Raw genomic sequence first — 25,553 nt, forward strand, 5'->3', positions numbered from 1 at the left:
CTTATGTGGCAGTATCGCCTTCGATAAGGGTACATTTAGGGGCTAATCGTGCCCTTATGTGGCAGTATCGCCTTCGATAAGGGTACATTTAGGGGCTAATCGTGCTCTTATGTGGCAGTATCGCCTTCGATAAGGATACATTTAGGAGCTAATTGTACCCTTATGCCGTGTTCCGGCCTGTCATATGGGAACATTTATTATCTATAGAACGTTTCTTTAATTTAGCCCGCAAATTTCAAATGAACAATTCTGGCAATCGACTTCTCTTTTTAGATAAGCGAGGTTCTTTACCGTGAATTTAAGCTGATCATAAGCAATGATGTCTTTCTCGCGCAGTTCCTTGAGCATCCTTTGGATAACTTCACGCGTTCCATACGTGAGATTCGCCAGCTCCTGATGGGTGAGGGGCAAATCGATCAGGATCCCTTCATCTGTCATCACGCCATAGCTATTGCATAACCTGATCAAAATGGAGTACAAACCGCCTTTCTTCCCGTTCATAATCAGGTCCTGACACTTCATCTGGGCTTTGAGATATCTGGTACTGAGCCAGTTGACCATTGCATTCATAGCGGTTCTGTCATTGATAATGAATTCCTCGAATTGCTCTCTCTTAATCATGAGGATTTCACATTCTGTTAGTGTCTTGGCTGAAAAGTGATACCGAGGATTATGTTTGAACAGTTCATATTCTATGACCATTTCTTCGCCATTCAGGATTTTTAGGATGAATTCCTTTCCTTTCATATGGATACGGCCAACTGAAACACTTCCACTCAGGATGATATAAACATTCTCTACATTTTCATCCTCTTGAAAAAGGATCGTATCCGGCTTGATTTTTTGAATTGTTTCCCGGTCAATAAAATTTTGCAGTATTAAGCTGTATAATGATATATTTTTGTCCATCAAGGTCGTCTCCTTATTAAGCCTTTCTATACTTTTGATTTAAAAGAATTGTTGTTACTGTGTCAACGGTACATTGGGAATAATTGGAACAGTTGTGATTTGGATGCGACTTATATCGTTGACAGGACTGCATTTGAGCAATATTGACGATTTTCTGAAACTTTCTCGAAAGGTCACTTTCGGTATTTTATCAGCTTGACCCCAACCCAATTTTTGAAGCTTTTTTCGTTGATGATGCACTTATTGAAAATAAAATGTATATAACGTCGAAGAAAAGGGGATTTTAAACACGTTATATGAAAGCATTTTATTTGAAACGATTACCGTTCTTTGGTAATCTAAACAAGAAGCACTTTTAGAACAATTCTAATAACAGAATTATGTGAAAGGTCTTGTTCTGGGAGTGAAACACGATACATAGGAGGATGTTAAAAATGGCATTTGAATTACCACAATTACCTTATGCATATGATGCACTTGAGCCACACATCGACAAAGAAACAATGAATATTCACCACACAAAGCACCACAACACTTATGTAACAAATCTTAACAATGCACTGGAAGGAAACGAAGAACTTCTGTCAAAGACAGTTGAGGAAGTAGTTTCTAACCTGGATGCTGTTCCTGAAGCAGCACGCACTGCTGTACGCAACAACGGCGGCGGACATGCTAACCACTCACTATTCTGGCAAGTCATTTCTCCAAACGGAGGCGGCGAGCCTACTGGTGAATTAGCTGATGCGATCAACTCTAAGTTCGGCGGCTTCGAAGGCTTCAAAGAAGAGTTCTCTAAAGCAGCAACTACTCGTTTCGGCTCTGGCTGGGCTTGGCTTGTTGTTAATAATGGTGAACTTGAAGTGACTAGCACTCCAAACCAGGACTCTCCATTAATGGAAGGCAAGACTCCAATTCTTGGACTTGATGTTTGGGAGCACGCATACTACCTGAACTACCAAAACAGAAGACCGGAATACATTGGTGCATTCTGGAACGTTGTTAACTGGGAAGAAGTCAGCAAGCGTTACGCTTCTGCAAAATAATCAATGATCGTTAGAGGGGCTGCAATTGAATGCAGCCTCTCTTTTTTTGTTTCGGCTGCTCTATCTTGAAAAGACCCTCGGGAAAAACTGAATAACCCCCTTTACTTTGTTAGAAACTACCCAAGAGAAAAGGGGAGTCGATCATGAGCAAAGTAAACAAATTATTAGGAGACATTGAACTGACAAAGGATTTAGCGCTCCTATTGATTATTGGGGGATTGTACTCATTGAGCATTGCCCTTTCGAATACCTTTGTTAACATTTATTTATGGAAGCAATCCGGCGAACTTGCCGATCTCGCCATGTATAATTTATCGATTGTCGTGGCCCAGCCGCTCACCTTTATCCTTGCGGGAAGGTGGGCTAAGAAGGTAGACAGGGTCATTGTCCTTCGAATCGGTGTCATTTTTCTGGCGTTGTTTTATGTAACAGTTTTGCTGGTAGGAACGAAAGCTTCCGATTTTTTACTCCTATTAGGTGTGCTCCTGGGAATTGGCTATGGTTTTTATTGGCTTGCTTACAACGTCCTCACTTTTGAAATAACTGAACCGGAAACACGTGATTTCTTTAATGGCTTTCTTGGCATCCTCGGTTCCGTCGGCGGCATGATTGGACCGATAGCCGCTGGGTTTATCATATCCAGGCTTGAAAAGTTGACTGGCTATACAGTAGTATTTGGACTTTCGTTGGGGCTTTTTTCAATCGCGGTATTGCTGAGTTTCTTCCTGAAACGCAGACCTGCCCACGGGAAGTACTGGTTTCAGCGGATTATAGCTGAAAGAAAGTATGATAAAAATTGGCGAATGGTTACAAATGCTCATTTTTTTCAAGGCATGAGAGAGGGCGTATTTGTTTTCATTGTTTCGGTTTTTGTATTCATTGCCACAGACAGTGAAATGGCGTTGGGCACTTACGGACTGATCAATTCAGGGATATCATTTCTGGCTTATTATTTTGTCTCGAGAATGCTGAAAAAGGAACACAGGAAAAAAGCGATCCTGGTGGGAGGAATCATTCTTTTCCTGGCCATATTCCTGATTGTTTTCCAGGTTAGCTATTTCCGTCTGCTGCTGTATGCGGCTCTGATTGCAGTCGCTTATCCTTTGCTTCTAGTCCCGTATGCTTCAATGACCTATGATGTTATAGGACGCGGCTGGAAGGCGGCTGAAATGAGAATCGAATATATAGTTGTCCGTGAATTATTTTTGAATCTTGGCCGAGTTGCTTCTATATTATTATTCCTGGCAGCGATCCATATTTTCAACGAAGAACAGGCAATACCAGTCCTCCTCGTCATTCTTGGGAGCGGACATACTTTGATTTACCTTTTTATCAGGAAAATTCAGTTGAAAGCTCCAACATAACCGGGATGACTCCCGGTTTTTTCTTTGATAAGAAAAATGGTTTAGCTGTGGAAAATTACATTCCGTAATTCAGTTCAGCGCATTAGTAGGCTGACCGAGGAGTTCAAGCTTTCCATTATTAATATAAATCTAATGGAAAATATTTCTGTATTAGTTTATTGATAGAAAAAGATGTCCATTTTCGATAATATAATATATAGTGCATATTTTAGACATACAGACTGAAGAGGTGGGAGAGGCTTGAATAAGAAGAAAAAGAAGACGCATGTGCCATTCAGGCTGAATATGTTGTTTTTCGCGGTCTTTGTGTTATTTTCAATGCTGATATTAAGACTTGGGATTGTTCAGATTGTTTATGGAGAGGATTTTAAACGGGAAATTGAGCGAACGGAAGATGTGACCGTGAACAATCCTGTTCCAAGAGGGAAAATGTATGACAGGAACATGAAAACAATCGTAGATAATATAGCTAGTAAGGCTATAACGTATACAAAGAGCCAGAGTACTGATACAAAGGAAATGCTCATGGTCGCAGAACGACTCGCAAAACTGATCTCAAAGGATTCAAAAGATGATTTAAAGAAAGTCAGGGAAAGGGATAAAAAGGATTACTGGATATTAAGAAATGAAGAACGTGCCAGAGAAAAAATCAAAGAAACTGAATGGGCACAGTATGATGAGAAAAAGCTGGATGATAAGGCTCTTTATAATCTCCAGCTTGAACGAATTACCGAAAAAGAACTGAAAGAATTATCAAAAGCGGATTTGGAAATACTCGCTATCTTGCGTGAAATGATGAGCGGATACGCACTATCGCCGCAAATCGTCAAAAAAAATGTAACCCCTGAAGAGTTCGCGATTGTCAGTGAAAACCTGGATATGCTTCCAGGCGTCGACACTACCACCGACTGGGAGCGACAATATGCCTTCGATAAGACACTAGGATCAATCTTGGGAAAAGTAAGTGATTCCGAGAAGGGGCTTCCGAGAGAAAAGCTGGAGTATTATCTGGCACGCGGGTACAGCCGGAATGACAGGGTTGGTTTAAGTTATATCGAGCAGCAATATGAAGATGTGCTGCACGGTCAGAAGGCAAAGGTGAAAAACATTACTGACAAGGGCGGAAACGTCCTGGATACACAGATAATTACCGAAGGACAGCGAGGCAAGGACCTGGTCCTGACAATTGATATGGACCTCCAGCTGGCTGTTGAAAAAATTATTGAAGAAGAGTTGGCGAATGCGAAGCAGCAGCCTAGAACAGGACTCCTGGACAGGGCATTTGTTGTATTGATGGATCCTAATACTGGAGAGGTCTTAACACTTGCTGGAAAGCAGATCGTTAAAGATGAAGAAACAGGTAAAACCTCGATGCAGGATTTTGCCAGCGGTAACTTTACAACTTCTTATAATGTTGGGTCTGCTGTTAAAGGAGCAACCGTTTTAACAGGATTCAGCACCGGGGCAATCAGTCCGGGCACGCAGTTTTATGATACACCGGTTAAGATAGCAAAAACCAATCCAAAAAAGTCCTGGAAAGCTGGATTGGGTACCCTTGACGACCGCAATGCCCTTAAGGTGTCATCTAACGTATATATGTTCATGACAGCAATCAATATCGGAAAAGGGAATTACAGATATGATCAGCCATTGTACCTTGAGCCACAAGCCTTTGACACGATGAGGAACTATTTCAGTCAGTTTGGCCTTGGTGCAAGGACAGGCATAGACCTGCCAAATGAAATGGTCGGTTTCAAAGGGGCAGATCGAGGACCTGGTCTCTTGCTTGACTTTGCGATTGGCCAGTATGATACGTATACAACACTGCAATTGGCACAATATGTTTCAACCATTGCGAATGGCGGTACGCGACTTCAGCCAAGGGTTGTAAAGGAAATTCGGGAACCTGTTATGAAAAATAATGAGGTAGGTCCTGTACTGAATGAAATGGAGCCAGTCATCCTCAATAAAGTGGACGCGAAACCAGAATGGTTTGACAGAGTCCAGGAGGGTTTCAGAAGGGTCATGCAGGAGAAGGGCGGTACAGCCTACGGGGCATTTTATACTGCCGATTACAAACCGGCTGGCAAAACGGGTACGGCACAAGCTTTTTATGATGGTCCGAAAAGAAAGAATTATGATAAGCCGCCGGAAGTAATGAATTTGAGTCTTGTTGCGTATGCACCATATGAAAACCCGGAAATTGCGATGGCTGTCATGGTTCCGTGGGCATATGAAGGCAACCAGGGGCACCATGCGAATAATGATATTGGACGACGAGTCCTTGATACCTATTTTGAATTGAAAAAGAAACGTCTTGAAGGAAACATGAATCCTGAGCAGCCGATCCAGGAAATTGAAGAAAAAGAAGAAGGAACGGAGCTGTTAGAGGAAATAGAAGATGAAACAGAACAATAATGAAAGATTTTAACTGTCTCTTTTGAGGCAGTTTTTTTTTTTTATACTGGGTATACTATCAGCAACTGGACAATCTGTTAATGTAAATCGACAGAATTACACAAAATTCATCCGAATTTACAAAACCTTTACATTAAGTTAAAACAACGTTAAAAGAAAAAAAGTATTCTTATTTCTGTAGGACATAACATCCACATCTCGTAGGGGGAATTCAAAAATGAAAAGTCTTAAAAAGATGAGCATGTTTTTAATGCTGTCAGCTGTTATGGTATTCGCTGCAGCTTGTGGCGGTGGAGATAACGAAGGTGGAAACGGTGAGGAGCTTGAGGGCAGCGTAGTCATCGACGGTTCTGGAACAGTTTATCCATTGATGGCACGTATGGCTGAAAACTATATGGGAGAACAAGAAAATGTCTCAGTTGAAGTAAGCCGCTCGGGAACATCTGCTGGTTTCAAGAAATTCCTTGCAGAAGATGGAACAGACTTCAACAATGCTTCACGCCAGATTAAGGAAGAAGAAAAAGCGGAAGCTGAAAAACTTGGTATTGAAGTACAAGAAATGAAAGTTGCACTTGATGGGATTACAATTGTCATCAATAAAGATAATGACTGGGCTGCTGAACTTACTGAACAAGAAGTAAAAGATATTTTCCTTGCTAGCGCAGGAAAGAAAAAATGGTCTGATGTCCGTGCTGATTTCCCGGATGAAGAAATCAAGACATACGGCCCTAACGAAAACCATGGAACTTACGAGTTCATGTTTGAAACAATCCTTGAAGAACAAGATCTTCCGGAAGACATTAACCTTCAGCAAGACTACTCAACTCTAGTGGACCTTGTTTCTAAAGATAAGAATGCAATTGGTTTCTTTGGTTATGGCTACTATGAAAGCAACCAAGACAAGCTTTCTGCGGTAAAAGTGGACTTCGGCAATGGCCCTGTAGAGCCGTCCCTGGACACAATCAAGGAAGATGGTGACTATGCTCCATTCACACGTCCGGTGTTCACTTATCTAAACGTGAACAATGCTAAAGAAAAACCGCAAGTACTTGATTATGCTATTTACACAATGAACAATGCACAGGATGTTGCCAAAGAAACTGGCTTCGCGCCTTTAGCTGACGAAGATGTAAAAGCTGTTCTTGATACATTGAATGGCATGAAGAAGTAAAACCAGGCACATGAGGAGATGAGGGGTCTAAGCTTCTCATCTTCTTGCGTGTGAATATGTTACTTTATTTACCCTTGGGTACTATAAGGAAAAGTCCTTCCTTGGATGAGAAGGATGAAAGGGGTTATTCGCGTGGCAAAAAGCGTTGTTCGAAATCACGGTCAAGAGTTGAATGTTCGTGAAATCATACAGGAAAAGAAAAGAACCAAAAGCATCACAAATACAACTGAAAAATTAATACCAAAAATATTATTTGGAATTGCTGCAATCTCAGTTTTTACGACAATTGGAATTGTACTTACATTATTGACCGAAACAATCGCCTTTTTCAGGGCTGTTCCTTTTATAGACTTCTTTACAGGCACTAAATTGAAGCCTCTTGGTGAAAATGCAGTCTTTGGCGTATTACCTTTGCTTACGGGTACCCTCATTTCTACTGTCATTGCGATGCTTGTAGCTATTCCGGTTGGACTGATGACAGCGATCTTCTTGAGTGAGTATGCTTCTGAGAAGACTCGCAGGTTCTTAAAGCCAATCCTTGAAATTTTGGCAGGGATTCCGACCATCGTTTATGGTTTCTTTGCTTTTACTTTTGTAACACCGCTATTGAGATCATTTATTCCCGGCCTGGAACCGACAAATATATTGAGCCCGGGTATCGTAATGGGAATCATGATCATTCCGATGGTTGCTTCTTTATCGGAGGATGCAATGAGTTCTGTACCGAACGCTATGAGGGAAGGTGCATTGGCTCTCGGTGCGACAAAGCTTGAGGTAACATGGAAGGTTGTCATCCCGGCAGCCATTTCAGGAATCATTGCCTCATTTGTGCTTGGAATTTCCAGGGCAATTGGCGAAACGATGATTGTTGCGATTGCCAGCGGCAGCTCAAAGAACTTTACCTTTGACGTAACACAATCGATGCAGACAATGACGGCGTATATTGTTGAAGTAACTGGCGGCGAGGCTGCTGCCGGCACAACCTTATACTACAGTCTTTATGCTGTTGCCATGACATTATTTGTGTTCACGCTGATCATGAACCTTATCGCTCAGTATATCTCTCGCAAGTTCAGGGAGGAATATTAGGATGAAATATGTAGATACGAATCAAGTCCAGAAAAAAATGGGTTCCAGGTTAATGGCAAACAACCTTGCAAAAGGACTATTCCTGCTTGCCACTCTTTTTGGCCTGATCGTTTTGGTTGTCTTAATCTATCGTGTATTAAAAGATGGATTACCATGGATCAACGTGGATTTTCTGATGAATAGACTATCGACTGACCCAGAAAGAGCCGGTATATGGGGAGCGATTACCGGAACCCTATGGTTAATGGTTGTAGTAGCTCCTGTAACGATGCTCCTTGGAATCGGAACAGCCATTTATCTAGAAGAATACGCAACAAAAGGCCGTATTTCTTCTTTTATTAAGACTAACATTTCTAATCTGGCTGGGGTTCCTTCCGTTGTTTTTGGAATCCTTGGTTTGACTGTGTTTGCAAGGACCCTTGATTTAGGTTCAGTTGTACTGGCCGGCGGATTGACGATGGCATTGCTTGTACTGCCAGTTGTTGTAGTCGCAAGTCAGGAAGCGATTCGGGCTGTACCCCAATTCCTCCGGGAAGCATCTTTTGGCATGGGCGCTACTAAATGGCAGACAATCAAAAATGTCGTTCTGCCAGCTGCATTGCCTGGGATTCTTACTGGCGTTATTCTTGCACTGTCACGTGCTATTGGGGAAACTGCACCACTTGTCGTTATAGGCATTCCTGCACTCTTAATACCTATTCCAGACGGAATCTTTGATAAATTCACGATATTGCCAGTGCAAATTTATTACTGGACAATTGACTCTGCACTAGTTGCTGAGTATGCTAACCTGGCAGCTGCAACAATTGTCATTCTGTTGCTCGTTTTGTTTGTGATGAACTCAATTGCCATTTTGATCCGTAATAAATTCCAAAAGAGATATTAGTCTGGGAGGTTTTAACTTATGTCATCATTAGTAACAGATAAGGCGAAAACGACTGTAAATGTAAACTTGGCGAAAGAGGATTCTCAAAAGGTGGTATATGAAACAAAGGATCTTAACCTATGGTATGGAGAAGGTCACGCGTTGAAAAATATTAACCTGGCGATTAATGAGAATGAAGTAACAGCAATTATTGGGCCTTCCGGCTGTGGTAAATCGACATACATCAAAACATTGAACAGAATGGTTGAGCTGGTTCCTACTGTTAAGATTTCCGGAGAGATTTTATACAGAGGGAGAAATATCCTTGAAAAGTCCTATCAGGTTGAGGATTTAAGAACAAGTGTCGGCATGGTGTTCCAAAAACCGAATCCATTCCCTAAATCCATTTATGACAATATTGCTTATGGCCCTAAGATCCATGGAATCCGCGATAAGAAAATCCTTGATGAAATTGTTGAAAAGAGCTTAAGAGGTGCTGCAATCTGGGATGATGTTAAAGACCGTTTGAACCAGAATGCATACGGCTTGTCAGGCGGACAGCAGCAGCGTGTCTGTATCGCACGTGCCCTCGCTATTGAACCAGATGTCATCCTGATGGACGAACCTACATCAGCACTTGACCCGATCTCAACTTTGAAGGTCGAAGAACTGGTACAGGAATTGAAGAAAGACTATAGTATCATTATCGTTACACATAATATGCAGCAGGCTGCCCGAATTTCTGACAAGACTGCATTCTTCCTGAATGGAGAAGTCATTGAATTTGCCGAGACGGATAAGATCTTCTCCAATCCATCGGACAAGAGGACAGAAGATTATATTACTGGACGATTCGGTTGATTTTTTATCTTGAAATTTCATTGGAAGGATGAGGATGCATGGTAGTTAGAGGGAAGTTTGAAGAAGACTTGAAGACATTGCACGAAAAATTGCTGGAGCTCGGAAACTTTGCGGTCAACGCACTTAACCATTCGTTGGAAGCTCTTGAAAACAAGGATATTGAACTTGCTTTGAAAATCCTTGAAGATGATGCGGAAGCTAATATACTGGAAGAAGAAATCAATGATTTTGCGATTTTATTGATCGCTAAACAGCAGCCAGTTGCTGTAGATTTAAGACGTTTGATTGTTGCGATTAAAATTGCGACTGATATCGAGAGAATGGCGGACTTTGCCGTCAATATCGCCAAGTCTACAATCAGGATTGGTAAAGAACCGCTTGTTAAACCCATTGTCCATATCAAGCAGATGCACAATATCTCAGTTGAGATGCTAAAGTTATCGTTAGAAGCCTATAATGAAGAGGATCTTGGTAAAGCAAGACAGGTGGCGCAAATGGATGACCAGGTTGACGACCTTTATGGAGAGACAATAAAGGAACTTTTGAGCCTTGCCCAAACGAAGCCAGAACAGCTGGCGCAAATCACTCAGCTTTCATTTATCAGCCGTTACCTTGAGCGCTCAGCAGATCACGTTACGAATATCGCTGAAAATGTATTTTACCTTGTAAAAGGCAAGCGTTACGATCTGAATCAATAAGCCATTTGAAGGAGAGGGGAATCCCCTCTCTTTTTTTGTGCACAAAAAAAGACCCTCCAAAAGAGGGCCTACAGTTCATTATCATTATCTATTTTTCGTTATGATTTTCGCGATTTGGTGGTAATCAAGGCCGCTTTTCAATTCATACTTGCCGATTTGTACCTTTGTATGGTAACCCTTATCAATAAGGAATCGCTCGAATTTGGCTTCGTCATCGATAATCCCTTGACTTTCCAGCATCGTTGCGACATCACCAGGTGACATGCCTCCAGCGATAATGAGGGTAAATGGCTTCTCCTCTTTAACTTCCTCGACCTTTTCTTCAGTGGCTTCTTCTTTCGGCTTTTCTTCTTTCACAACTTCTGCTTTTTTCTCGTTTAGTTCGGCAAACTCGGCGCTGCTCAACACCTTATAGCCCTTTTCTTCAAGTATCTTCGTTGCATCTGACACCGCAACAACTTTCTTCTTTGGTTCTTTTTCAGCGATCACGCTGCTGCCTGCCCAGAGAAAAATCGCTGCAAAAATGAGTCCTAATGCGAATGCTTGCGCTGTTCGTTTATTCATACGATCTGTCCTTTATCAACAAATTCATTAATGATCTCCTGAACTTCCTGGTTCGTAAGGGATGATTGCTTTGCAATTTGGTTTATATCCATCCCTTGCTGGGCAAGCGACCATACCTGATTTTTTATGATATCGTGGATTTGCTTTTTGCCAGTACTGAAAGAAGATTGCTTTTCCAGAGTTGAATCGTTTACGAGCAGTTCTTCCTCCAGTACCTTAAGCTTCTTCTTGATCTGGTATAAATCCTGGATTTGCTGGATTGTCAGCTGGTCGATTTCTTCGCGCAATTCTTTGTATGGATCTTTCAAAAAGAAAGAAAGTGCGAAAAGAAGCGCGGCCAGGACAAAAAGGCTGATGATTATGTAGCCCATCTGATATTCCTCCCGAGCTGTTATTAGAACACATAGAATTAGTTTACCATTCAAGGCAGGAAAATTCGATTTATATTTTTTTCCTGAAAAAAAATGATAGTTTTGTCTTATTATGATTTCCAATGGTTGTAAAGGCTGTCGAATCCCCGCCATATTTGTAATCCAATAAGACTATTGAAAAATAATTGAAGAGTTCGGCACAGAGTATCCAGCAAGCTGCAAATTGCGACAATTTGCGTTCATTGTGGCTGGAAGAGGAACGTGCTAACATAAATTTAACGAATATATTTTCCATTCTATTCATATAATGGTTCATTTGGGGGTGCATCGTGACGGAGAAGAAACATAATATATACAAGCTTCAGGACAAGTTAGTTGCGAGAATCCTTTCGACTGGAAAGCTGCTGGTTTACTGGCAGCTGCAGGATGAAAAAGTTCGGTTCATTTGCGAATACTTTTATATGCCGGAAGATCAGGCCATAAAGAGCCTGCGCTTAATTGAGCATGGTTCCAGCAGAGTCCTCCATGAGGCCGTTCTTCCTCAAGGAGTGTCAAACTGGATATTCAAAGGAATCAAGCCAGACGTTAATTATTATGTTGAGTTGGGAGTTAAACGCAGTCCAGAGACATTTGTGCCATTACTAAGATCAAACTCGATTATTCAGGATGACGATTTCCAGTTAACGTCGGACCAGCCGCCTTCGCCACGTTGGGCTGGAAAGGTGAGCACCTACACCTATTATGAGAATCTGGAAGGGAGCATCCGCAAGTGAAAGACATCGAGAATCTTAATGAGAAAACTATTTTGATGCTCTCATGGGAATATCCCCCCCATATAATAGGCGGGCTTGCCAGACATGTACATGCACTGGCAACTGAACTTGGCAAAATAAATCAGCAAATTCACGTTTTAACGAGCAGACCTAATGAAAGCCGAGAATATGAACAACAAGGAAATGTACATATCCACCGGGTAAATCCAATTAATGACCAGGATACGGACTTCCTCTCCTGGATGGCCGGGTTGAATCTAGCAATCATTGAAGAAGCATTGAAGATCGCCAACCATATTGAATTTGATCTTGTCCACACCCATGACTGGATGACAGGTCCCGCTGCAAAGTTTCTCAGCAGAAAATTGGAGATACCACTGATTGCAACAGTGCATGGTACGGAATTTGGCCGTAATAAAGGAGTTTTTACCGAGCTTCAGCAATTTATTTCAAAGAAAGAGAATGAACTTTGCCATTGTGCTGATGAAATTATCGTATGCAGTGACTTTATGGAAGCTGAGATCCTCTCATTATTTAAAGTCCCCAATGAAAAGATTTCGGTCATTACGAATGGGGCAGTGTCAGAAAAAGTGGAGCAAACCCATTTCGATATTGAAGAGTTATTTCCGTTTTTAAAAGGAAAGAAAATGGTTTACTCCATAGGAAGAATTGTTAAGGAAAAAGGATTTCAAACTCTGATTGCCGCAGCCAACCTGTTGAAGACGAAAGCCGAGGATATATGCTTTGTGGTTGCAGGTAATGGGCCTTTACTAGATTGGTACAGGGAAAAGGTTAGGGAGCTAGAGCTGGAAGGGTTTGTCCATTTTATCGGTTTCGTTAATGAAGAAATACGGAACAGCTTGATGATGAGGGCCGATATCGCTGTTTTTGCCAGCAGTTATGAACCATTTGGACTTGCTGCTGCTGAGACACTTGCTGCAGGTGTCCCGACTGTCGTCGCGAAAACCGGAGGCATGCAAACTTTGATAGAAGATTATAAAACGGGTTTCTATATGCAGCCAGGGGATGAAAAAAATCTTGTCCGCATTATCGAAGGGATTCTTGAAAATGAAGCTTGGTCTCAGGAAATCGCCCGAAACGCTATGGAATCCATCAATGAGAAATTCAGTTGGTCACAAAATGCAAAGGCAACAGATACACTGTATATAAGAGCGCTATCAAACAATTGCCAAAAGGAGGGTATTAAATGAAGACGAATGCTTATCTCCAGATCGACAATGAAGAGGACTTCGGACGGAGCAGGAAACCATTGATTTTTAGTCCAGGCATATGGGTGAATGGAAAAGTGTATTGGCTTGGGAATATGACGGAGAAACTCCTGCCGCAGGAAGATTTATCGATAAGAATCAAACAGGCAAATGTTCATTCTAAGGTTGATTTTTTCGATCTTTATGTGACGAACCATTCCAAAGTTGGCAAAGAAGCGAGATTAATACTGATGCAGCGCCATGCAGAAAGTGCCAATGAACAATTCAGCTTTGTTTCACCAAATGAAAATGTCATTTTCCATTTTGCAGATAAAAGGGTTTACCTCGTAAATGGTTTGAATAGCAATGGGAGGATGAAACAGTGTACAGTTCAGCCGATATGGAATGTTAGCACTGAACGGCTTTGGAATTGCCGGAAGTCGGGGAAACTTAATTATCAGCCAATGGCAAAGGGATCTGCAGCCAGCCTGTTTTCGCTCGATCTGAAAATGAACCCCCGTGAAACACAAAAAAGCAGCTGCTGGATGATCGAAGGAAGTGAAAAAAACACAGTTGTTCATTTGAATGCAATGCTTTTAAAAAACACACTAGCAATTCCCGACAAAAAGTGATATTATAGAAAAGTCGTATGCACGAACCTAGCTCGAATAGTTTGGAGGGAAATTACATGCGTGTAAATATTACATTAGCTTGCACAGAATGCGGAGAGCGCAACTATATTTCTAAAAAAAATAAGCGTAACAACCCAGATCGTCTTGAGCTTAAGAAATACTGCTCTAGAGATAAGCGCGCAACTACACATCGCGAAACAAAATAAGCAGCGGGATTTTTCCCAGCTGCTTTTTTGTTTGTCTAAAAACCTATAAATCATTTCTCCGATGCTGGCAGGAATGGTAATGTTAATATATATAATTCATACAGATGTGCAGAGATCAAATACATAAAATAGACTATAACGTTTGGAGGAAGCATGAATGGATGCAAAAAAAGATCTGAGAAAGAGCATTAAAGCAAAGTTATCAGAGATTAGCCTGCCTCAATACGAAGACCTGTCTTACAAGGTTGCGCAGCAGCTATTTAAAACTGACGAATGGATGGAAGCTTCAACAGTAGCGGTAACTGTTTCGAAAGCTCCAGAAGTAGATACCTTCCAAATTATCCGGAAGGGCTGGGAGCAGGGAAAAAGGATCGTCGTCCCAAAGTGCGAACCAAATCCGCGGAAATTGGATTTCAGGGAACTGAAGCGATTTTCTGAACTTGAATCAGTCTATTATGGTTTATTGGAGCCAATTGTTTCCGAAACGAATGCAGTGAACCCTGATGAGATAGACTTAGTGGTCGTCCCAGGACTCGCTTTTTCAAAGAACGGCTATAGGCTTGGATTCGGGGGAGGATACTATGATCGTTTTCTGGCAAACTATCAGGGAAAAACGGTTTCTCTGGCGTTTAAAGACCAGATTCTTTCTAAGGTTCCCGTTGAAAACCATGATATTGCGGTCGCGAAAATAATCACCAGCGAGGGAGTTATCATCATTGGAGACTGACCAGCTCTTGGTAATTGGATTTATTGCAATATTCTCGGCAGCTTCAGGATATTTTAAATTTTTGAAACCATCGGGAGCTGTTGCCGCCTTTTTGACAGGGCTGTTAATATGGGCTGGCTTCGATTTAAAGGGACTTATCTTATTGGGGGTTTTCTTTCTCACCTCCAGCCTCCTGTCCAGGTATAACAGTATTAGGAAGGAACACCTCGTAGAAATACATGAAAAGGACTCGGCAAGGGATTGGGCCCAGGTAGCTGCAAATGGGGGAACCGCAGCATTAGCGGGTCTGGCCAATTTTATTTCACCCGACCCGGTTTGGCTCATTGTCCTTGCAATTTCCATCGCCAGTGCCAATGCAGATACATGGGCATCAGAACTGGGCGTGTTAAGCAAACAACAGCCAGTATCGATCAAATCCTTTAAAAGGGTGCCGAGTGGAACCTCGGGTGCAGTTTCAGGATTTGGAACAGCAGCTACTGCCGCAGGGTCTCTGGTGATTGCCTTAACCGCTGGATATCTATTCGGTATGGAATCTGGATGGGTGTTCTTGGTGTTTTTATTCGGGGTGGCAGGGTCGCTGCTGGATACATTGCTTGGTGCCTACCTTCAGGCAGGATTCCAATGTGTACGCTGTCATTTGCCTACTGAAAAAATGATCCATTGCTCCACTCCAACTAAGCAGATATCAGGTTTTAGCAGAATAAACAACGACGCTGTGAATTTCATCTCAGGTTTTACAGTGGCTATTATGGGAATGTCTTTATATAACATTCTTTAATTTCTTTCATCTGGTTTATTAGAAGTCAAGTGATTCAGGCGTAGAAGCTGCAATCAAGGAAAACTAATAGAATTGAAATGTAACAAAATGTTTATAATGATAACGTTTACTAAGAATATTAGCCATATATTCAGTTGCTAAGAAAAAGTACAATCTAATTAAAGAGTAAATTAAACAAGGTGGTATCTGGATGAAAAATCATGTAAACAGGGTTGTCCTGGTTGGAACAGGCTTCGTTGGTTCAAGTTATGCATTTGCGATGGTTAATCAGGGAGTAACGGAAGAGTTAGTGCTTGTTGACCTTAACAAGGAAAAGTCAGAAGGGGACGCCATGGACTTAAATCATGGCATGGCGTTCGCTCCTTCCCAGACGAAAATCTGGTTTGGTTCGTATGCTGATTGCAAAGATGCAGATTTGGTTGTACTTTGTGCAGGGGCCAATCAAAAACCTGGAGAAACAAGGCTCGACCTTGTGGAAAAGAACGCAAGAATATTTAAAAGCATTGTCGATGAAATCATGGCCAGCGGTTTTGACGGGATTTTCCTTGTTGCAACAAACCCTGTCGATATCCTTACTTATGCTGTATGGAAATACTCCGGCCTGCCAAAGGAACGCGTAATAGGTTCAGGGACAATACTCGATACCGCAAGATTCCGTTTCCTGCTAGGAGACTATTTCAAGGTAGATACTCGGAACGTCCATGCCTATATCATAGGAGAGCATGGTGATACAGAATTGCCTGTATGGAGTCATGCTGATATAGGCGGTAAGCCGATCGCCAAAATGATGAAAGATCAGGAACATTATAAGCACGATGACCTCGAGGAAATTTTTACGAATGTACGTGATGCTGCCTATCATATCATCCAGCGTAAAGGTGCTACCTACTATGGAATTGCCATGGGGCTTGTCAGACTGACTAAAGCGATTCTCCAGGATGAAAATTCAATATTAACCGTTTCAGCACACCTAAGCGGTGAATATGGCCATGAAGATATCTATATCGGAGTTCCAGCTATCGTCAATCGCAACGGCATCCGGGAAATAGTCGAACTGTCTCTGGATGAAGATGAACAAAAGAAATTTGACCATTCTGTAGAAGTTTTAAGGAAAGTGATGGAACCGGTCATAAAAGGATAGAAAAATGGGCTGCTGATTACTGCAGCCTATTTTTTCATATTCAATACTTTGCAACCGCTTTCTTCTATTATATATACACATTTTGTTACAGTGGATTTTAAAGTTGAGTGGATAAAAAAATGGGTTTATTACCAAAATAAAAAGGGAGGGATATATATGGCAAGGAAAATGCTCTCAATCTTCATGCTTGGACTGGCAGGATATTTTGTTTTTGAGAATAGGTACAGGCTCATGAATATGCTTCTTGGCAACAGGTTTTTACGCCGGGTGGCTGTGGGTTCAATCATGGGCATGCCTGGTATTAGGAGCAGAATGATGGATTCATTGTTCTCAGGACCTTCAGAGTATCAGTAAAAAGACCTTGTCGGGTCTTTTTCTGTTTCGGAGGGCTATTAATATCTGGGTATTGAAGCTTTAGTTTATAATAATTAAATAGAGGAAAAAGAAAATACATATTAACGGCTGGGACCGGAGCAGGAAAGTAGGGGAGAAGTTGGCTTTTTTGGAAGAGTATTTGTTATGGAAGGTCGCGGAATTCCTGATTGTGAAGAAGGAGTATCGTATCCTCCAGATATCTCAGGAACACGGAGAGCTGTGGCTGGAAAAGACAGAAAACAAGCATTCGCAGGTTGTTCGCCTGCTGCATTATAATCTTGATTGGAGCAACTGGCTGCTTCGCGATATTGGAATGACTGCGGAGAATGGAGACAGAATCCGCAGGAAACTGGCTAAAGGGGACTTGAAGATTCTCAATCTTTATTTTAGTGTCTATCCCCCAGTTGATGACTATGAGTTCAGGATCGCCGAACCGGCACTTTCTGATAATGGCAAGGTAACGGTTGAGTCTATTTTAGTGGATAGGGCCAATGCGTCAGAAGCATTAATTAAAATAGAAAATAGGTTTGACGGCCAAATCGAGATTGAGCTGGCAGAGGAATTTACTGTGGATGATGTAGAGTCTACTAAGAGAAATGCCCTCTCCAAAGCGGTTGGCCGAGCTAAAGAAGAACAATCTGTATTTAATTATGGAAAACCCTTTTTCACCTATCTATTTATTGCTGTCCAGGTGCTGATGTTCCTGGTTCTTGAGGCAGCAGGAGGAAGCACGGATACATCAACGTTGATAAAATTCGGCGCAAAGTTCAACCCGCTGATACTTGAGGGAGAGTGGTGGCGCTTTTTCACACCGATTATCATCCACATTGGATTCCTCCACTTGTTCATGAATACCCTCGCTTTATACTATTTAGGGATGATGGTTGAACGGCTATACGGCAATATGAGATTTTTGTTTATATATATTATTTCTGGCTTCAGCGGTGTGCTGGCCAGCTTCATCTTCAGTCCGAATCTTTCTGCAGGAGCGAGCGGCGCGATTTTTGGCTGCTTTGGCGCTTTACTTTATTTTGGTGTCGCCAAGCCAAGGCTTTTTTGGAGGACATTGGGACTGAATATTCTTGTTGTTCTTGGCATCAACCTTGCTTTTGGCTTTACCATTCCTGGAATCGATAATGCAGGACATATAGGGGGACTTGTTGGCGGATTCGCAACAGCTGGCATTTTTCACCTTCCTAAAAAGAAACGCCCAATGCTTCAAGGAGCATTCCTGGTTATTTCCGTTGCGGCCATTTTTTTATCATTGCAGTTTGGTTTCAGCGGAAAAGCAAATTTAGTAGATGAAAGATCCATATTGGTTCTTGCACAACAGCATGTAAAAGCGGAAGAGTATGAGCAGGCCAATAAGCTGCTGACAGATTTTCGCCAGCAGGAAACACTTTCGGCAGAATCATTATTTATGCTTTCTTATACAGAAATAAAGCTGGGCCAGCTTGAAGAAGCAGAAAGTAATCTTCTAAAGGTTATTGAATTGGCTCCTGATTTCCACGAAGCTTATTATAATCTGGCCTTGATTTATTTTGATGAAAAGAGCCTGAAGGAAGCCAAAACTTATGCTGAAAAAGCGGTAGAGTTAAATCCAGGGCAAGAAAGTTACCGTACAACACTTGAGCAGATCAATCGCTACCTTGAAGAAGCTGCTTAAGCACGATGCCCTCACCAGAAGCAGTTTGCGTTACAACAAGCAGATGGCTTTTATCTCTTGAAACCAGAATCATAGGCATGGTACTGTCAATCGGATCAACGACAGTGCCATTGCTTTTTTTTATGCCCAGGTAATAATTCTTATACAATCCTTCCCAGAGCTTCCCGAGGATATTGGCAGTTTCCTTTTGTGTAAAACCTTTTAGAGGCTGGTCTTCGTACTGTCTGATTGTATCGAGTGGTACAGTTATATAATTCACAGCTTTAAAATCATACGTTTTTTCAGCCTTGCTTAAGCTTTTATAAAGGGTGTTACTTACGCTCTGGTCAAGAACTTTCTTCCATTCTTTCTCCTGTTTGCTTTTAGCGACCGAAAAGGACTGAAGTGGGCTAAAAGGAGAATCAATTACATATAGCATATCATCAGACATCCTCTGCGAGCTTGTGATTCTATCCCCGTCACCATGAAGTTCCGAATAATGAAAAGTGATGGCGTCATATTTTGCGCTTTCCCCGCGTGAAATGGAATCTTGCTGCTCTAAATCCGCTGTCTCCTGCTCCCACTTGGCAAACTTTCCTTTCAATAGACCATTTACAAACAAGAGCCCCATATCCTGTCTCAAGTATGCATCCTGGTCCAAAGTTGACTGTACCTTCCAATCAACTACATGTTTATTATTCTTTTTATCTTTTTGTAACGCTAACGACGTGCTTGCGCTTTTATACTTTACTGCATCATTCAATGGGAAGAAAGTGATGGTCTCCTCCGTACTGTTTGTATTCTGGAGCTGGATCATCAAAGCAGAGACTGCTATAGCCAGTGCACTAATCCCCAAAAATAAATACTTTTTCATTAGCTCACCCTTTTCATATTGTCAGGAGTCGGTATAACCACTATATGATACTTGTCCGGAACACATGCAATTAAGTATGATTTTCTCTTTATTTGTCTAAGATGGTGAAAGAAGTGGACAGGAAAATAATGGGCAGCATTTATAAACTGACTGCTCGCGCAATTATTTTTTCGATTCGTTCCTGATCCAGTTGCGATAAGCTCTTTGAATATAACAACAAAGTTTATAGATGAGCCTTAATGAAAGGTGTTTGGTTAATATGTCAGAAAAAGTGAAGCATCCCGTACATGAGAATCTGAAAGAAAATATTAAGTTTTTAAGAGAAGAACTCGGAATTGGCAAAAGTTTTGATGTCATCCAGCTGGACGTCGAGTACGCTGGCAGAGAAATGGCATTGTTTCTTGTCGATGGATTTGTAAAAGATGATATCCTGCTCTATATCATGCAATTACTGGCGAAGCTTGAGCCAGGAGCTTTGGACGTGGAAACCCTCAAGAAGCTAGTCAAGACGTACATACCTTATGTAGAGGTAGAAACAACTGACGATCTTGATAAGGTGGCGGATATGGTGTTGGCTGGCCCTACGGCACTGGCGGTAGATGGAGTTGCGGAAATCATCTTGATTGATGCGAGAACCTATCCTGTCCGGGGACCGCAGGAACCAGATACAGAAAGGGTAGTAAGAGGTTCGAGAGACGGATTCGTCGAGACATTGGTCTTCAATACTGCACTTACAAGAAGGAGAATCCGTGACCGCACTTTAAGAATGGAGTACCAGCAGGTAGGCAGGAGGTCGCAAACGGATATAGTTGTCTGTTACATAGAAGATATTGCCGATCCTGAAATGGTTAAGAAAGTAAAGGACTCCATCAGTAAGATTGATACGGACGGATTGCCAATGGGGGAGAAAACAATCGAGGAGTTTATCTCGGGCCAGCATTGGAATCCATTTCCCACAGTGAGGTATACAGAGCGTCCAGATACTGCGGCAACACATTTGTATGAAGGGCATGTCTGCATCATTGTTGATGGATCACCCAGTGTCCTGATTACTCCGACAACCTTTTGGCATCATTTACAGCATGCCGAGGAGTACCGAAATAAGCCGCTTGTCGGCGCTTATCTGAGAATGGTGCGGTTTATGGCTGTCTGGGCATCTTTGTTTTTGCTTCCTTTATGGTACCTGTTCGCAGTCAAACCCGAATTGCTGCCAGAAAAAATGGCCTTTATTGGACCGAATGATCCTGGTCAAATTCCTTTGTTTTTACAGTTTTTCCTGATTGAAATTGGAATCGATATACTCAGGATGGCCGCGATCCATACACCGACCTCCCTGGCAACGGCGCTTGGACTTGTCGCTGCTTTGATGATTGGGCAAGTGGCGGTAGAAGTTGGCCTTCTTACAAATGAAGTCATCCTTTACCTTGCAATCGCGGCAATTGGAACCTTCGTAACTCCAAGTTATGAAATGAGCCTGGCAAACCGGCTTGTAAGGATATTCCTGCTTATATTGACTGCAGCATTCCAGCTTTACGGATTCCTGATCGGGATCGTGTTGTTCATCATATTGCTCGCAAGAATGAAATCCTTCGGTGTACCTTACCTGTGGCCATTCATTCCGTTCAACCCAAGAGCGTTCCGTGACGTCCTCGTCCGGTCACCCATTCCGCTAAAGAACAGGCGGCCGCGGATCCTGAAACCTCAGGATCCAGATCGGTAAGATAAAAACAGCGCTTACGGATTTTTACCTTATGGCAATAAGATTCTCATCGAAATCAACTACAGCCTGAACACCTGACATCATTGTCAGGTGTTTATTTATCTATAAAAGAGCTTATTGGCGGGAATCGTATCCTTATGAAGGGTCATAGCCTTCGATAAGGGTACAATTAAGCGGAAATCGTACCCTTATGAAGGGGAATAGCAGTATATAAGGGTACAATTAGTCGGGAATCGTACCCTTATGAAGGGCAGTCCCAGTCTATAAGGGTACAATAAGGCAAGAATCGTACCCTTATGAAGGGCAATCCCAGTCTATAAGGGTACAATAAGGCAAGAATCGTACCCTTTTGAAGACTCATCGCCTCCCATAAGGGTACATTTGGTGCTAATCGTATTTAGCTTGATATAGAAAAGCTTGAAAATGGATAAAACGCTTTCGTATTTGTCATAAAATCTTCTCCAGTATACTTGAGGAGGCATGGAGTATCCTTTATACTTAAGTAATGGAAACATGCTCTTATTTTCACAAACATTGAGGGGATTACTTTGAAAACGATTTATGACATCCAGCAGTTCCTGAAAAAATTCGGGACAATTATTTACATAGGTGACAGAGTGGCGGATTTAGAACTCATGACCGCCGAACTGAAAGAACTTTATAATTCCCAATTGATTGAGACAAAAGATTACCAGACTGCGATTTTGCTTTTACGGCAGGAGATCCGGATGGAAACAGAAAAAAACGTAAATAAGAAAAGGTGACAGAAAATGGCTGAGAAATGGCTTGTAGGTGTAGATTTAGGAGGTACAACAACCAAACTTGCTTTCATAAGCATGTACGGTGAAATTATGCATAAATGGGAGATCCCAACAGATGTTTCAGACGAAGGGAAGAATATAACCGTCAATATTGCTAAGGCGATTGATGCGAAACTTGAGGAATTAGGTCATTCAAAGAGTGAAATCATCGGAATCGGCATGGGTGCTCCTGGTCCAGTGGATCTTACGACTGGTGTGATTTTTGAAGCAGTGAACCTTGGATGGAGAGAACCTTATCCTTTGAAAGACTTGCTTGAAGTAGAAACCTCGCTTCCGGCCGTAATTGATAATGATGCTAACTGTGCGGCATTGGGAGAAATGTGGAAAGGTGCAGGAAACGGCGCCAAGGATCTTGTATGTGTCACCCTGGGAACAGGGGTAGGCGGCGGTGTGATCACGAATGGGGATATCGTTCATGGGGTAAGCGGTGCTGCTGGTGAAATCGGCCATATCACTTCACTGGCTGAAGGTGGAGCGCCGTGTAACTGCGGTAAAACAGGGTGCCTTGAAACTATTGCTTCCGCAACTGGAATTGTCAGGATTGCCACTGAAGCATTGAACGATGGAGCCTCAACCGGAGAAATGGCAGCAGTATATAAGGAAACTGGCTATGTTACAGCTAAAGATGTTTTCGATTCTGCAAAAAGAAACGATCAATTGGCTATGAAGGTCATTGATTCAGTGGCTTTGCACTTGGGAATTGCACTTGCAAATATCGCCAATACCCTGAATCCGGAAAAAATCGTGCTTGGCGGCGGAGTTTCAAAAGCTGGTGACATCCTTCTCAATCCAATAAAAGAACAATTTTTGCGCAACTCTTTTCCTCGAGTAGCGCAATCAACTGAAATCAGTATCGCCACATTGGGTAATGATGCAGGTGTGATTGGCGCAGCATGGCTGGTCAAGAACAAAATTGGGCAAGAATAACTGGTAACAGGGAGCTTTCTGTGAGAAAACTCCCTGTTTTTTTATGTGTATAAAGTTTCAATTTTCGGAATTTGGACATTCCTGAAACTTTTATAGGTTTATTTCGTCTAAAATAGTGGAAAATCACAGTAATTGGTCTATGCTTTGTTACTTTGATTTTGTTTGCTTTTTAGAAAAAAAAGTATTAAGATTATCTTTGATTCTTGAGCAAGTGGAAAAAATAACCTAAAAATCCCCATATCTGTTATTTTTGACAGGGAGGTAACAAGCAAATGAAGAAGAATACCTGGACTAAAGCATCTATTGTTGCGATTGCGACAATCCTGCTTTGGCTAAAGACTTATATTGCCTATAAAACTAGCTTTGATATAAAAATTGAGAACTGGAGACAGGAAATTATCCTGCTCATGAATCCCTTAAGTTTCCTGATGGTCATCCTTGGAATCAGCATGTTCATGAAGGAAAAGGCCCAGAAACGCTACATTCTGATAACAAGTTTCATAGTTTCAGCAGTCTTGTTCGCTAATGTTGTGTTTTACCGTTTCTTCAATGACTTCCTGACGATTCCCGTGCTTTTCCAGACGAGTAATATGAGTGATTTGGGCAGCAGCGTCACCGAATTAATCAACATCAGTGACTTGTTTTATTTTGCTGATTTGCTCGCGTTGGCCATTTTATTAAAAATCAAGCCAAATGTCATCACATTCCGCGAGTATTCCAAAGTGGACCGCAGAGCGTTCTTCCTTGTGGCGATCGCGATTGCATTCTTTAATCTTGGAATGGCTGAAACTGAGCGTCCACAGCTGTTGACTAGAACTTTCGACAGAGAAATGCTGGTAAAAAATATCGGGACTTACAATTACCACTTATATGATGCTTTCCTGCAATCGAAGTCATCCGCACAGAGAGCAATGGCTGATGGCAGTGAGCTCGCTGACATCGACAACTATGTTCGTGCAAATTATTTACCGCCGGACGATGAGATGTTTGGTGCTGCTAAAGGCAAAAATGTGATACTCATCTCCATGGAATCCACACAGGATTTTGTCATAGACCAAACTGTAAATGGAGAAGAAATTACGCCTTTCCTGAACGATTTCATAAAAGAAAGTTATTACTTCAACAATTTCTATCACCAGACCGGTCAGGGAAAGACTTCAGATTCCGAATTCCTGGTTGAGAATTCACTGTATCCACTAAGCAGAGGAGCAGTATTCTTTACGCATTCCGGAAATGAATATACAGCAACACCTGAAATTTTGAATGAAAACGGATATTTCACTGCTTCTCTGCATGCGAATAACAAGAGTTTCTGGAACCGTGATATCATGTATCAATCACTGGGATACGAGCGCTTCTATTCGCTTCCTGATTATGAAGTGAAAGAAGGAAATTCAGTAGGCTGGGGCATGAAAGATATTGAGTTCTTCCAACAATCAGTTGATCATTTGAAGGCTATGCCGAAGCCATTCTATTCTAAGTTCATTACATTGACGAACCATTTCCCTTTCGAACTGAATGAGGAAGACCGCCTTATCGAACCATATACGTCAAATGATAAGACAGTCAATAATTATTTCCCAACTGTTCGTTATCAGGATGAGGCTCTTAAACTGTTTATACAAGAATTGAAAGATGAAGGACTTTACGAAGACTCAATCATCATTTTATATGGTGATCATTATGGGATCTCGGAGAATCATAATAAGGCGATGGGTGAATATCTAGGCAAGGAAATTACCCCTTTTGAAAGCACTCAGCTGCAACAAGTGCCGTTGATCGTCCACATTCCTGGCCATGAGGGCAAGACAATGCCTACGGTTGGCGGACAGATTGACCTTAAGCCGACGATCCTTCACCTGCTGGGAATCGACACTAAGAATAACATCGATTTTGGTTCCGATCTATTCTCGAAGAACCGACGTGATTTCGCTGTTCTGCGAGATGGCAGTTTCATCACTAAGGATTATGTATTCACAAGAGAAACTTGCTACGATAAGACAACTGGCGAGCCGACCGACAAAGCAGCTTGTGAGCCTTTCTTTGAACAAGCAAAGAACGAGCTTGAGTTCTCCGATAAAATCATTTATGGAGACTTGCTGAGATTTTATGACGAGCAAGATGCAAACAAAGAAAATGGTTCCCCTAAATCCAATAAGTGAAATTCTTTAAAACCTGCACCTTAATATTATGGGTGCAGGATTTTTATTATGGAAGATACAAAATAAGAGTAGTAATTTGCCTGAATCAATGAGATATTACATAGTGCGCAATAGCTGGTTTCCGGCTTTAAAAATACCGGGCAATGTTTTTGCTGATTTTTCATAATTCATTGAAACATTTATTGGTTTATAACGTACAGATATATACATG

25 protein-coding genes are annotated in these 25,553 nt (G+C 41.8%); 21 read left to right on the forward strand and 4 right to left on the reverse strand.

The features are described from left to right. Positions 1-216 precede the first annotated feature (216 nt). Positions 217-909 carry a Crp/Fnr family transcriptional regulator gene (locus J7I80_RS16155; RefSeq protein WP_225649957.1) on the reverse strand — a complete coding sequence of 231 codons (693 nt, stop codon included), beginning with the start codon at positions 907-909 and terminating at the stop codon, positions 217-219. A gap of 434 nt (positions 910-1,343) precedes the next feature. Between J7I80_RS16155 and J7I80_RS16160 the strand changes: the two genes are divergently transcribed. From J7I80_RS16160 to phoU, 8 genes are all read left to right on the forward strand, one after another. Next, on the forward strand, positions 1,344-1,952 hold the full coding sequence (locus tag J7I80_RS16160; protein WP_214739413.1) for a superoxide dismutase: 609 nt from the start codon (positions 1,344-1,346) through the stop codon (positions 1,950-1,952). Between the two features lie 143 nt (positions 1,953-2,095). After that, positions 2,096-3,316, forward strand: coding sequence for an MFS transporter (locus tag J7I80_RS16165; protein ID WP_214739415.1), 1,221 nt, complete (start codon positions 2,096-2,098; stop codon positions 3,314-3,316). 285 nt (positions 3,317-3,601) lie between these two features. Beyond that, a complete protein-coding gene (locus tag J7I80_RS16170; protein ID WP_413632902.1) occupies positions 3,602-5,734 on the forward strand; it encodes a peptidoglycan D,D-transpeptidase FtsI family protein in 2,133 nt (710 codons plus the stop codon). 217 nt (positions 5,735-5,951) lie between these two features. After that, on the forward strand, positions 5,952-6,905 hold the full coding sequence (locus tag J7I80_RS16175) for a PstS family phosphate ABC transporter substrate-binding protein (RefSeq protein ID WP_214739417.1): 954 nt from the start codon (positions 5,952-5,954) through the stop codon (positions 6,903-6,905). A gap of 114 nt (positions 6,906-7,019) precedes the next feature. Beyond that, positions 7,020-7,994, forward strand: a complete 975-nt coding sequence (gene pstC / locus J7I80_RS16180) for a phosphate ABC transporter permease subunit PstC (protein ID WP_214739419.1) — start codon at positions 7,020-7,022, stop codon at positions 7,992-7,994. 1 nt (position 7,995) lies between these two features. Beyond that, positions 7,996-8,880: a phosphate ABC transporter permease PstA gene (gene pstA, locus J7I80_RS16185; protein ID WP_214739421.1), complete on the forward strand. Its 885-nt coding sequence runs from the start codon at positions 7,996-7,998 to the stop codon at positions 8,878-8,880. 18 nt (positions 8,881-8,898) lie between these two features. Beyond that, complete coding sequence (gene pstB, locus J7I80_RS16190; RefSeq protein WP_214739423.1) at positions 8,899-9,720, forward strand: phosphate ABC transporter ATP-binding protein PstB; 822 nt, start codon at positions 8,899-8,901, stop codon at positions 9,718-9,720. A gap of 38 nt (positions 9,721-9,758) precedes the next feature. Further along, complete coding sequence (gene phoU, locus J7I80_RS16195; RefSeq protein WP_214739425.1) at positions 9,759-10,418, forward strand: phosphate signaling complex protein PhoU; 660 nt, start codon at positions 9,759-9,761, stop codon at positions 10,416-10,418. Between the two features lie 84 nt (positions 10,419-10,502). Here phoU and J7I80_RS16200 read toward each other — a convergent pair whose 3' ends face one another. Next, positions 10,503-10,982 carry a hypothetical protein gene (locus J7I80_RS16200; RefSeq protein WP_214739428.1) on the reverse strand — a complete coding sequence of 160 codons (480 nt, stop codon included), beginning with the start codon at positions 10,980-10,982 and terminating at the stop codon, positions 10,503-10,505. Then, positions 10,979-11,353, reverse strand: a complete 375-nt coding sequence (locus J7I80_RS16205; RefSeq protein ID WP_214739429.1) for a hypothetical protein — start codon at positions 11,351-11,353, stop codon at positions 10,979-10,981. Before J7I80_RS16205 ends, J7I80_RS16200 begins: the two co-directional genes overlap by 4 nt. Positions 11,354-11,682: 329 nt before the next feature. Here J7I80_RS16205 and J7I80_RS16210 point away from each other — a divergent pair, with 329 nt between their 5' ends. The 9 genes from J7I80_RS16210 to J7I80_RS16250 all read left to right on the forward strand — a co-directional run bounded on the left by J7I80_RS16210 (position 11,683) and on the right by J7I80_RS16250 (position 18,859). Beyond that, positions 11,683-12,126, forward strand: a complete 444-nt coding sequence (locus tag J7I80_RS16210) for a DUF4912 domain-containing protein (RefSeq protein ID WP_214739431.1) — start codon at positions 11,683-11,685, stop codon at positions 12,124-12,126. Beyond that, positions 12,123-13,337 (forward strand): glycosyltransferase family 4 protein, encoded by a 1,215-nt coding sequence (locus J7I80_RS16215; protein ID WP_214739433.1) that lies wholly within the window; start codon positions 12,123-12,125, stop codon positions 13,335-13,337. Before J7I80_RS16210 ends, J7I80_RS16215 begins: the two co-directional genes overlap by 4 nt. Continuing rightward, the gene (locus J7I80_RS16220; RefSeq protein WP_214739435.1) at positions 13,334-13,966 is read left to right on the forward strand and encodes a hypothetical protein; all 633 of its coding nucleotides are present in this window, start codon (positions 13,334-13,336) and stop codon (positions 13,964-13,966) included. The genes J7I80_RS16215 and J7I80_RS16220 overlap by 4 nt, the downstream gene beginning before the upstream one ends. Positions 13,967-14,022: 56 nt before the next feature. Then, positions 14,023-14,172, forward strand: a complete 150-nt coding sequence (gene rpmG, locus J7I80_RS16225; RefSeq protein WP_192470885.1) for a 50S ribosomal protein L33 — start codon at positions 14,023-14,025, stop codon at positions 14,170-14,172. A 157-nt stretch (positions 14,173-14,329) separates the two neighbouring features. Beyond that, positions 14,330-14,899 (forward strand): 5-formyltetrahydrofolate cyclo-ligase, encoded by a 570-nt coding sequence (locus J7I80_RS16230; RefSeq protein ID WP_214739437.1) that lies wholly within the window; start codon positions 14,330-14,332, stop codon positions 14,897-14,899. After that, positions 14,889-15,677, forward strand: coding sequence for a DUF92 domain-containing protein (locus J7I80_RS16235; protein ID WP_251027806.1), 789 nt, complete (start codon positions 14,889-14,891; stop codon positions 15,675-15,677). The genes J7I80_RS16230 and J7I80_RS16235 overlap by 11 nt, the downstream gene beginning before the upstream one ends. Positions 15,678-15,867: 190 nt before the next feature. After that, positions 15,868-16,818: an L-lactate dehydrogenase gene (locus J7I80_RS16240; protein WP_214739440.1), complete on the forward strand. Its 951-nt coding sequence runs from the start codon at positions 15,868-15,870 to the stop codon at positions 16,816-16,818. Positions 16,819-16,974: 156 nt separating this feature from the next. Next, the gene (locus J7I80_RS16245; protein WP_214739442.1) at positions 16,975-17,172 is read left to right on the forward strand and encodes a hypothetical protein; all 198 of its coding nucleotides are present in this window, start codon (positions 16,975-16,977) and stop codon (positions 17,170-17,172) included. A gap of 148 nt (positions 17,173-17,320) precedes the next feature. Next, the gene (locus J7I80_RS16250; RefSeq protein WP_353050124.1) at positions 17,321-18,859 is read left to right on the forward strand and encodes a rhomboid family intramembrane serine protease; all 1,539 of its coding nucleotides are present in this window, start codon (positions 17,321-17,323) and stop codon (positions 18,857-18,859) included. Here the strand turns inward: J7I80_RS16250 and J7I80_RS16255 are convergent. Continuing rightward, positions 18,831-19,712 (reverse strand): hypothetical protein, encoded by an 882-nt coding sequence (locus J7I80_RS16255; protein WP_214739446.1) that lies wholly within the window; start codon positions 19,710-19,712, stop codon positions 18,831-18,833. The genes J7I80_RS16250 and J7I80_RS16255 overlap by 29 nt on opposite strands. A 259-nt stretch (positions 19,713-19,971) precedes the next feature. On the opposite strand from J7I80_RS16255, the gene J7I80_RS16260 reads away from it, so the two are divergent. The 4 genes from J7I80_RS16260 to J7I80_RS16275 all read left to right on the forward strand — a co-directional run bounded on the left by J7I80_RS16260 (position 19,972) and on the right by J7I80_RS16275 (position 25,342). After that, complete coding sequence (locus tag J7I80_RS16260) at positions 19,972-21,432, forward strand: spore germination protein (RefSeq protein WP_214739448.1); 1,461 nt, start codon at positions 19,972-19,974, stop codon at positions 21,430-21,432. A 548-nt stretch (positions 21,433-21,980) separates the two neighbouring features. Continuing rightward, the gene (locus tag J7I80_RS16265) at positions 21,981-22,196 is read left to right on the forward strand and encodes a YqgQ family protein (RefSeq protein ID WP_214739450.1); all 216 of its coding nucleotides are present in this window, start codon (positions 21,981-21,983) and stop codon (positions 22,194-22,196) included. A gap of 6 nt (positions 22,197-22,202) precedes the next feature. Then, on the forward strand, positions 22,203-23,180 hold the full coding sequence (locus tag J7I80_RS16270; protein ID WP_214739452.1) for an ROK family glucokinase: 978 nt from the start codon (positions 22,203-22,205) through the stop codon (positions 23,178-23,180). Positions 23,181-23,452: 272 nt separating this feature from the next. Further along, positions 23,453-25,342 (forward strand): LTA synthase family protein, encoded by a 1,890-nt coding sequence (locus J7I80_RS16275; protein ID WP_214739454.1) that lies wholly within the window; start codon positions 23,453-23,455, stop codon positions 25,340-25,342. Positions 25,343-25,553: the final 211 nt, after the last annotated feature.

Origin of the sequence: Bacillus sp. ISL-41, assembly GCF_018613235.1 — a bacterium.
GTDB lineage: Bacteria > Bacillota > Bacilli > Bacillales > Cytobacillaceae > Mesobacillus.

Bases quoted from the DNA above. Each gene is read 5' to 3' on its own strand.
- J7I80_RS16155 (WP_225649957.1), bottom strand. From the start codon at position 909: ATGGACAAAAATATATCATTATACAGCTTAATACTGCAAAATTTTATT.
- J7I80_RS16160 (WP_214739413.1), top strand. From the start codon at position 1,344: ATGGCATTTGAATTACCACAATTACCTTATGCATATGATGCACTTGAG.
- J7I80_RS16165 (WP_214739415.1), top strand. From the start codon at position 2,096: ATGAGCAAAGTAAACAAATTATTAGGAGACATTGAACTGACAAAGGAT.
- J7I80_RS16170 (WP_413632902.1), top strand. From the start codon at position 3,602: ATGTTGTTTTTCGCGGTCTTTGTGTTATTTTCAATGCTGATATTAAGA.
- J7I80_RS16175 (WP_214739417.1), top strand. From the start codon at position 5,952: ATGAAAAGTCTTAAAAAGATGAGCATGTTTTTAATGCTGTCAGCTGTT.
- pstC (WP_214739419.1), top strand. From the start codon at position 7,020: ATGAAAGGGGTTATTCGCGTGGCAAAAAGCGTTGTTCGAAATCACGGT.
- pstA (WP_214739421.1), top strand. From the start codon at position 7,996: ATGAAATATGTAGATACGAATCAAGTCCAGAAAAAAATGGGTTCCAGG.
- pstB (WP_214739423.1), top strand. From the start codon at position 8,899: ATGTCATCATTAGTAACAGATAAGGCGAAAACGACTGTAAATGTAAAC.
- phoU (WP_214739425.1), top strand. From the start codon at position 9,759: ATGGTAGTTAGAGGGAAGTTTGAAGAAGACTTGAAGACATTGCACGAA.
- J7I80_RS16200 (WP_214739428.1), bottom strand. From the start codon at position 10,982: ATGAATAAACGAACAGCGCAAGCATTCGCATTAGGACTCATTTTTGCA.
- J7I80_RS16205 (WP_214739429.1), bottom strand. From the start codon at position 11,353: ATGGGCTACATAATCATCAGCCTTTTTGTCCTGGCCGCGCTTCTTTTC.
- J7I80_RS16220 (WP_214739435.1), top strand. From the start codon at position 13,334: ATGAAGACGAATGCTTATCTCCAGATCGACAATGAAGAGGACTTCGGA.
- rpmG (WP_192470885.1), top strand. From the start codon at position 14,023: ATGCGTGTAAATATTACATTAGCTTGCACAGAATGCGGAGAGCGCAAC.
- J7I80_RS16230 (WP_214739437.1), top strand. From the start codon at position 14,330: ATGGATGCAAAAAAAGATCTGAGAAAGAGCATTAAAGCAAAGTTATCA.
- J7I80_RS16240 (WP_214739440.1), top strand. From the start codon at position 15,868: ATGAAAAATCATGTAAACAGGGTTGTCCTGGTTGGAACAGGCTTCGTT.
- J7I80_RS16245 (WP_214739442.1), top strand. From the start codon at position 16,975: ATGGCAAGGAAAATGCTCTCAATCTTCATGCTTGGACTGGCAGGATAT.
- J7I80_RS16255 (WP_214739446.1), bottom strand. From the start codon at position 19,712: ATGAAAAAGTATTTATTTTTGGGGATTAGTGCACTGGCTATAGCAGTC.
- J7I80_RS16260 (WP_214739448.1), top strand. From the start codon at position 19,972: ATGTCAGAAAAAGTGAAGCATCCCGTACATGAGAATCTGAAAGAAAAT.
- J7I80_RS16270 (WP_214739452.1), top strand. From the start codon at position 22,203: ATGGCTGAGAAATGGCTTGTAGGTGTAGATTTAGGAGGTACAACAACC.
- J7I80_RS16275 (WP_214739454.1), top strand. From the start codon at position 23,453: ATGAAGAAGAATACCTGGACTAAAGCATCTATTGTTGCGATTGCGACA.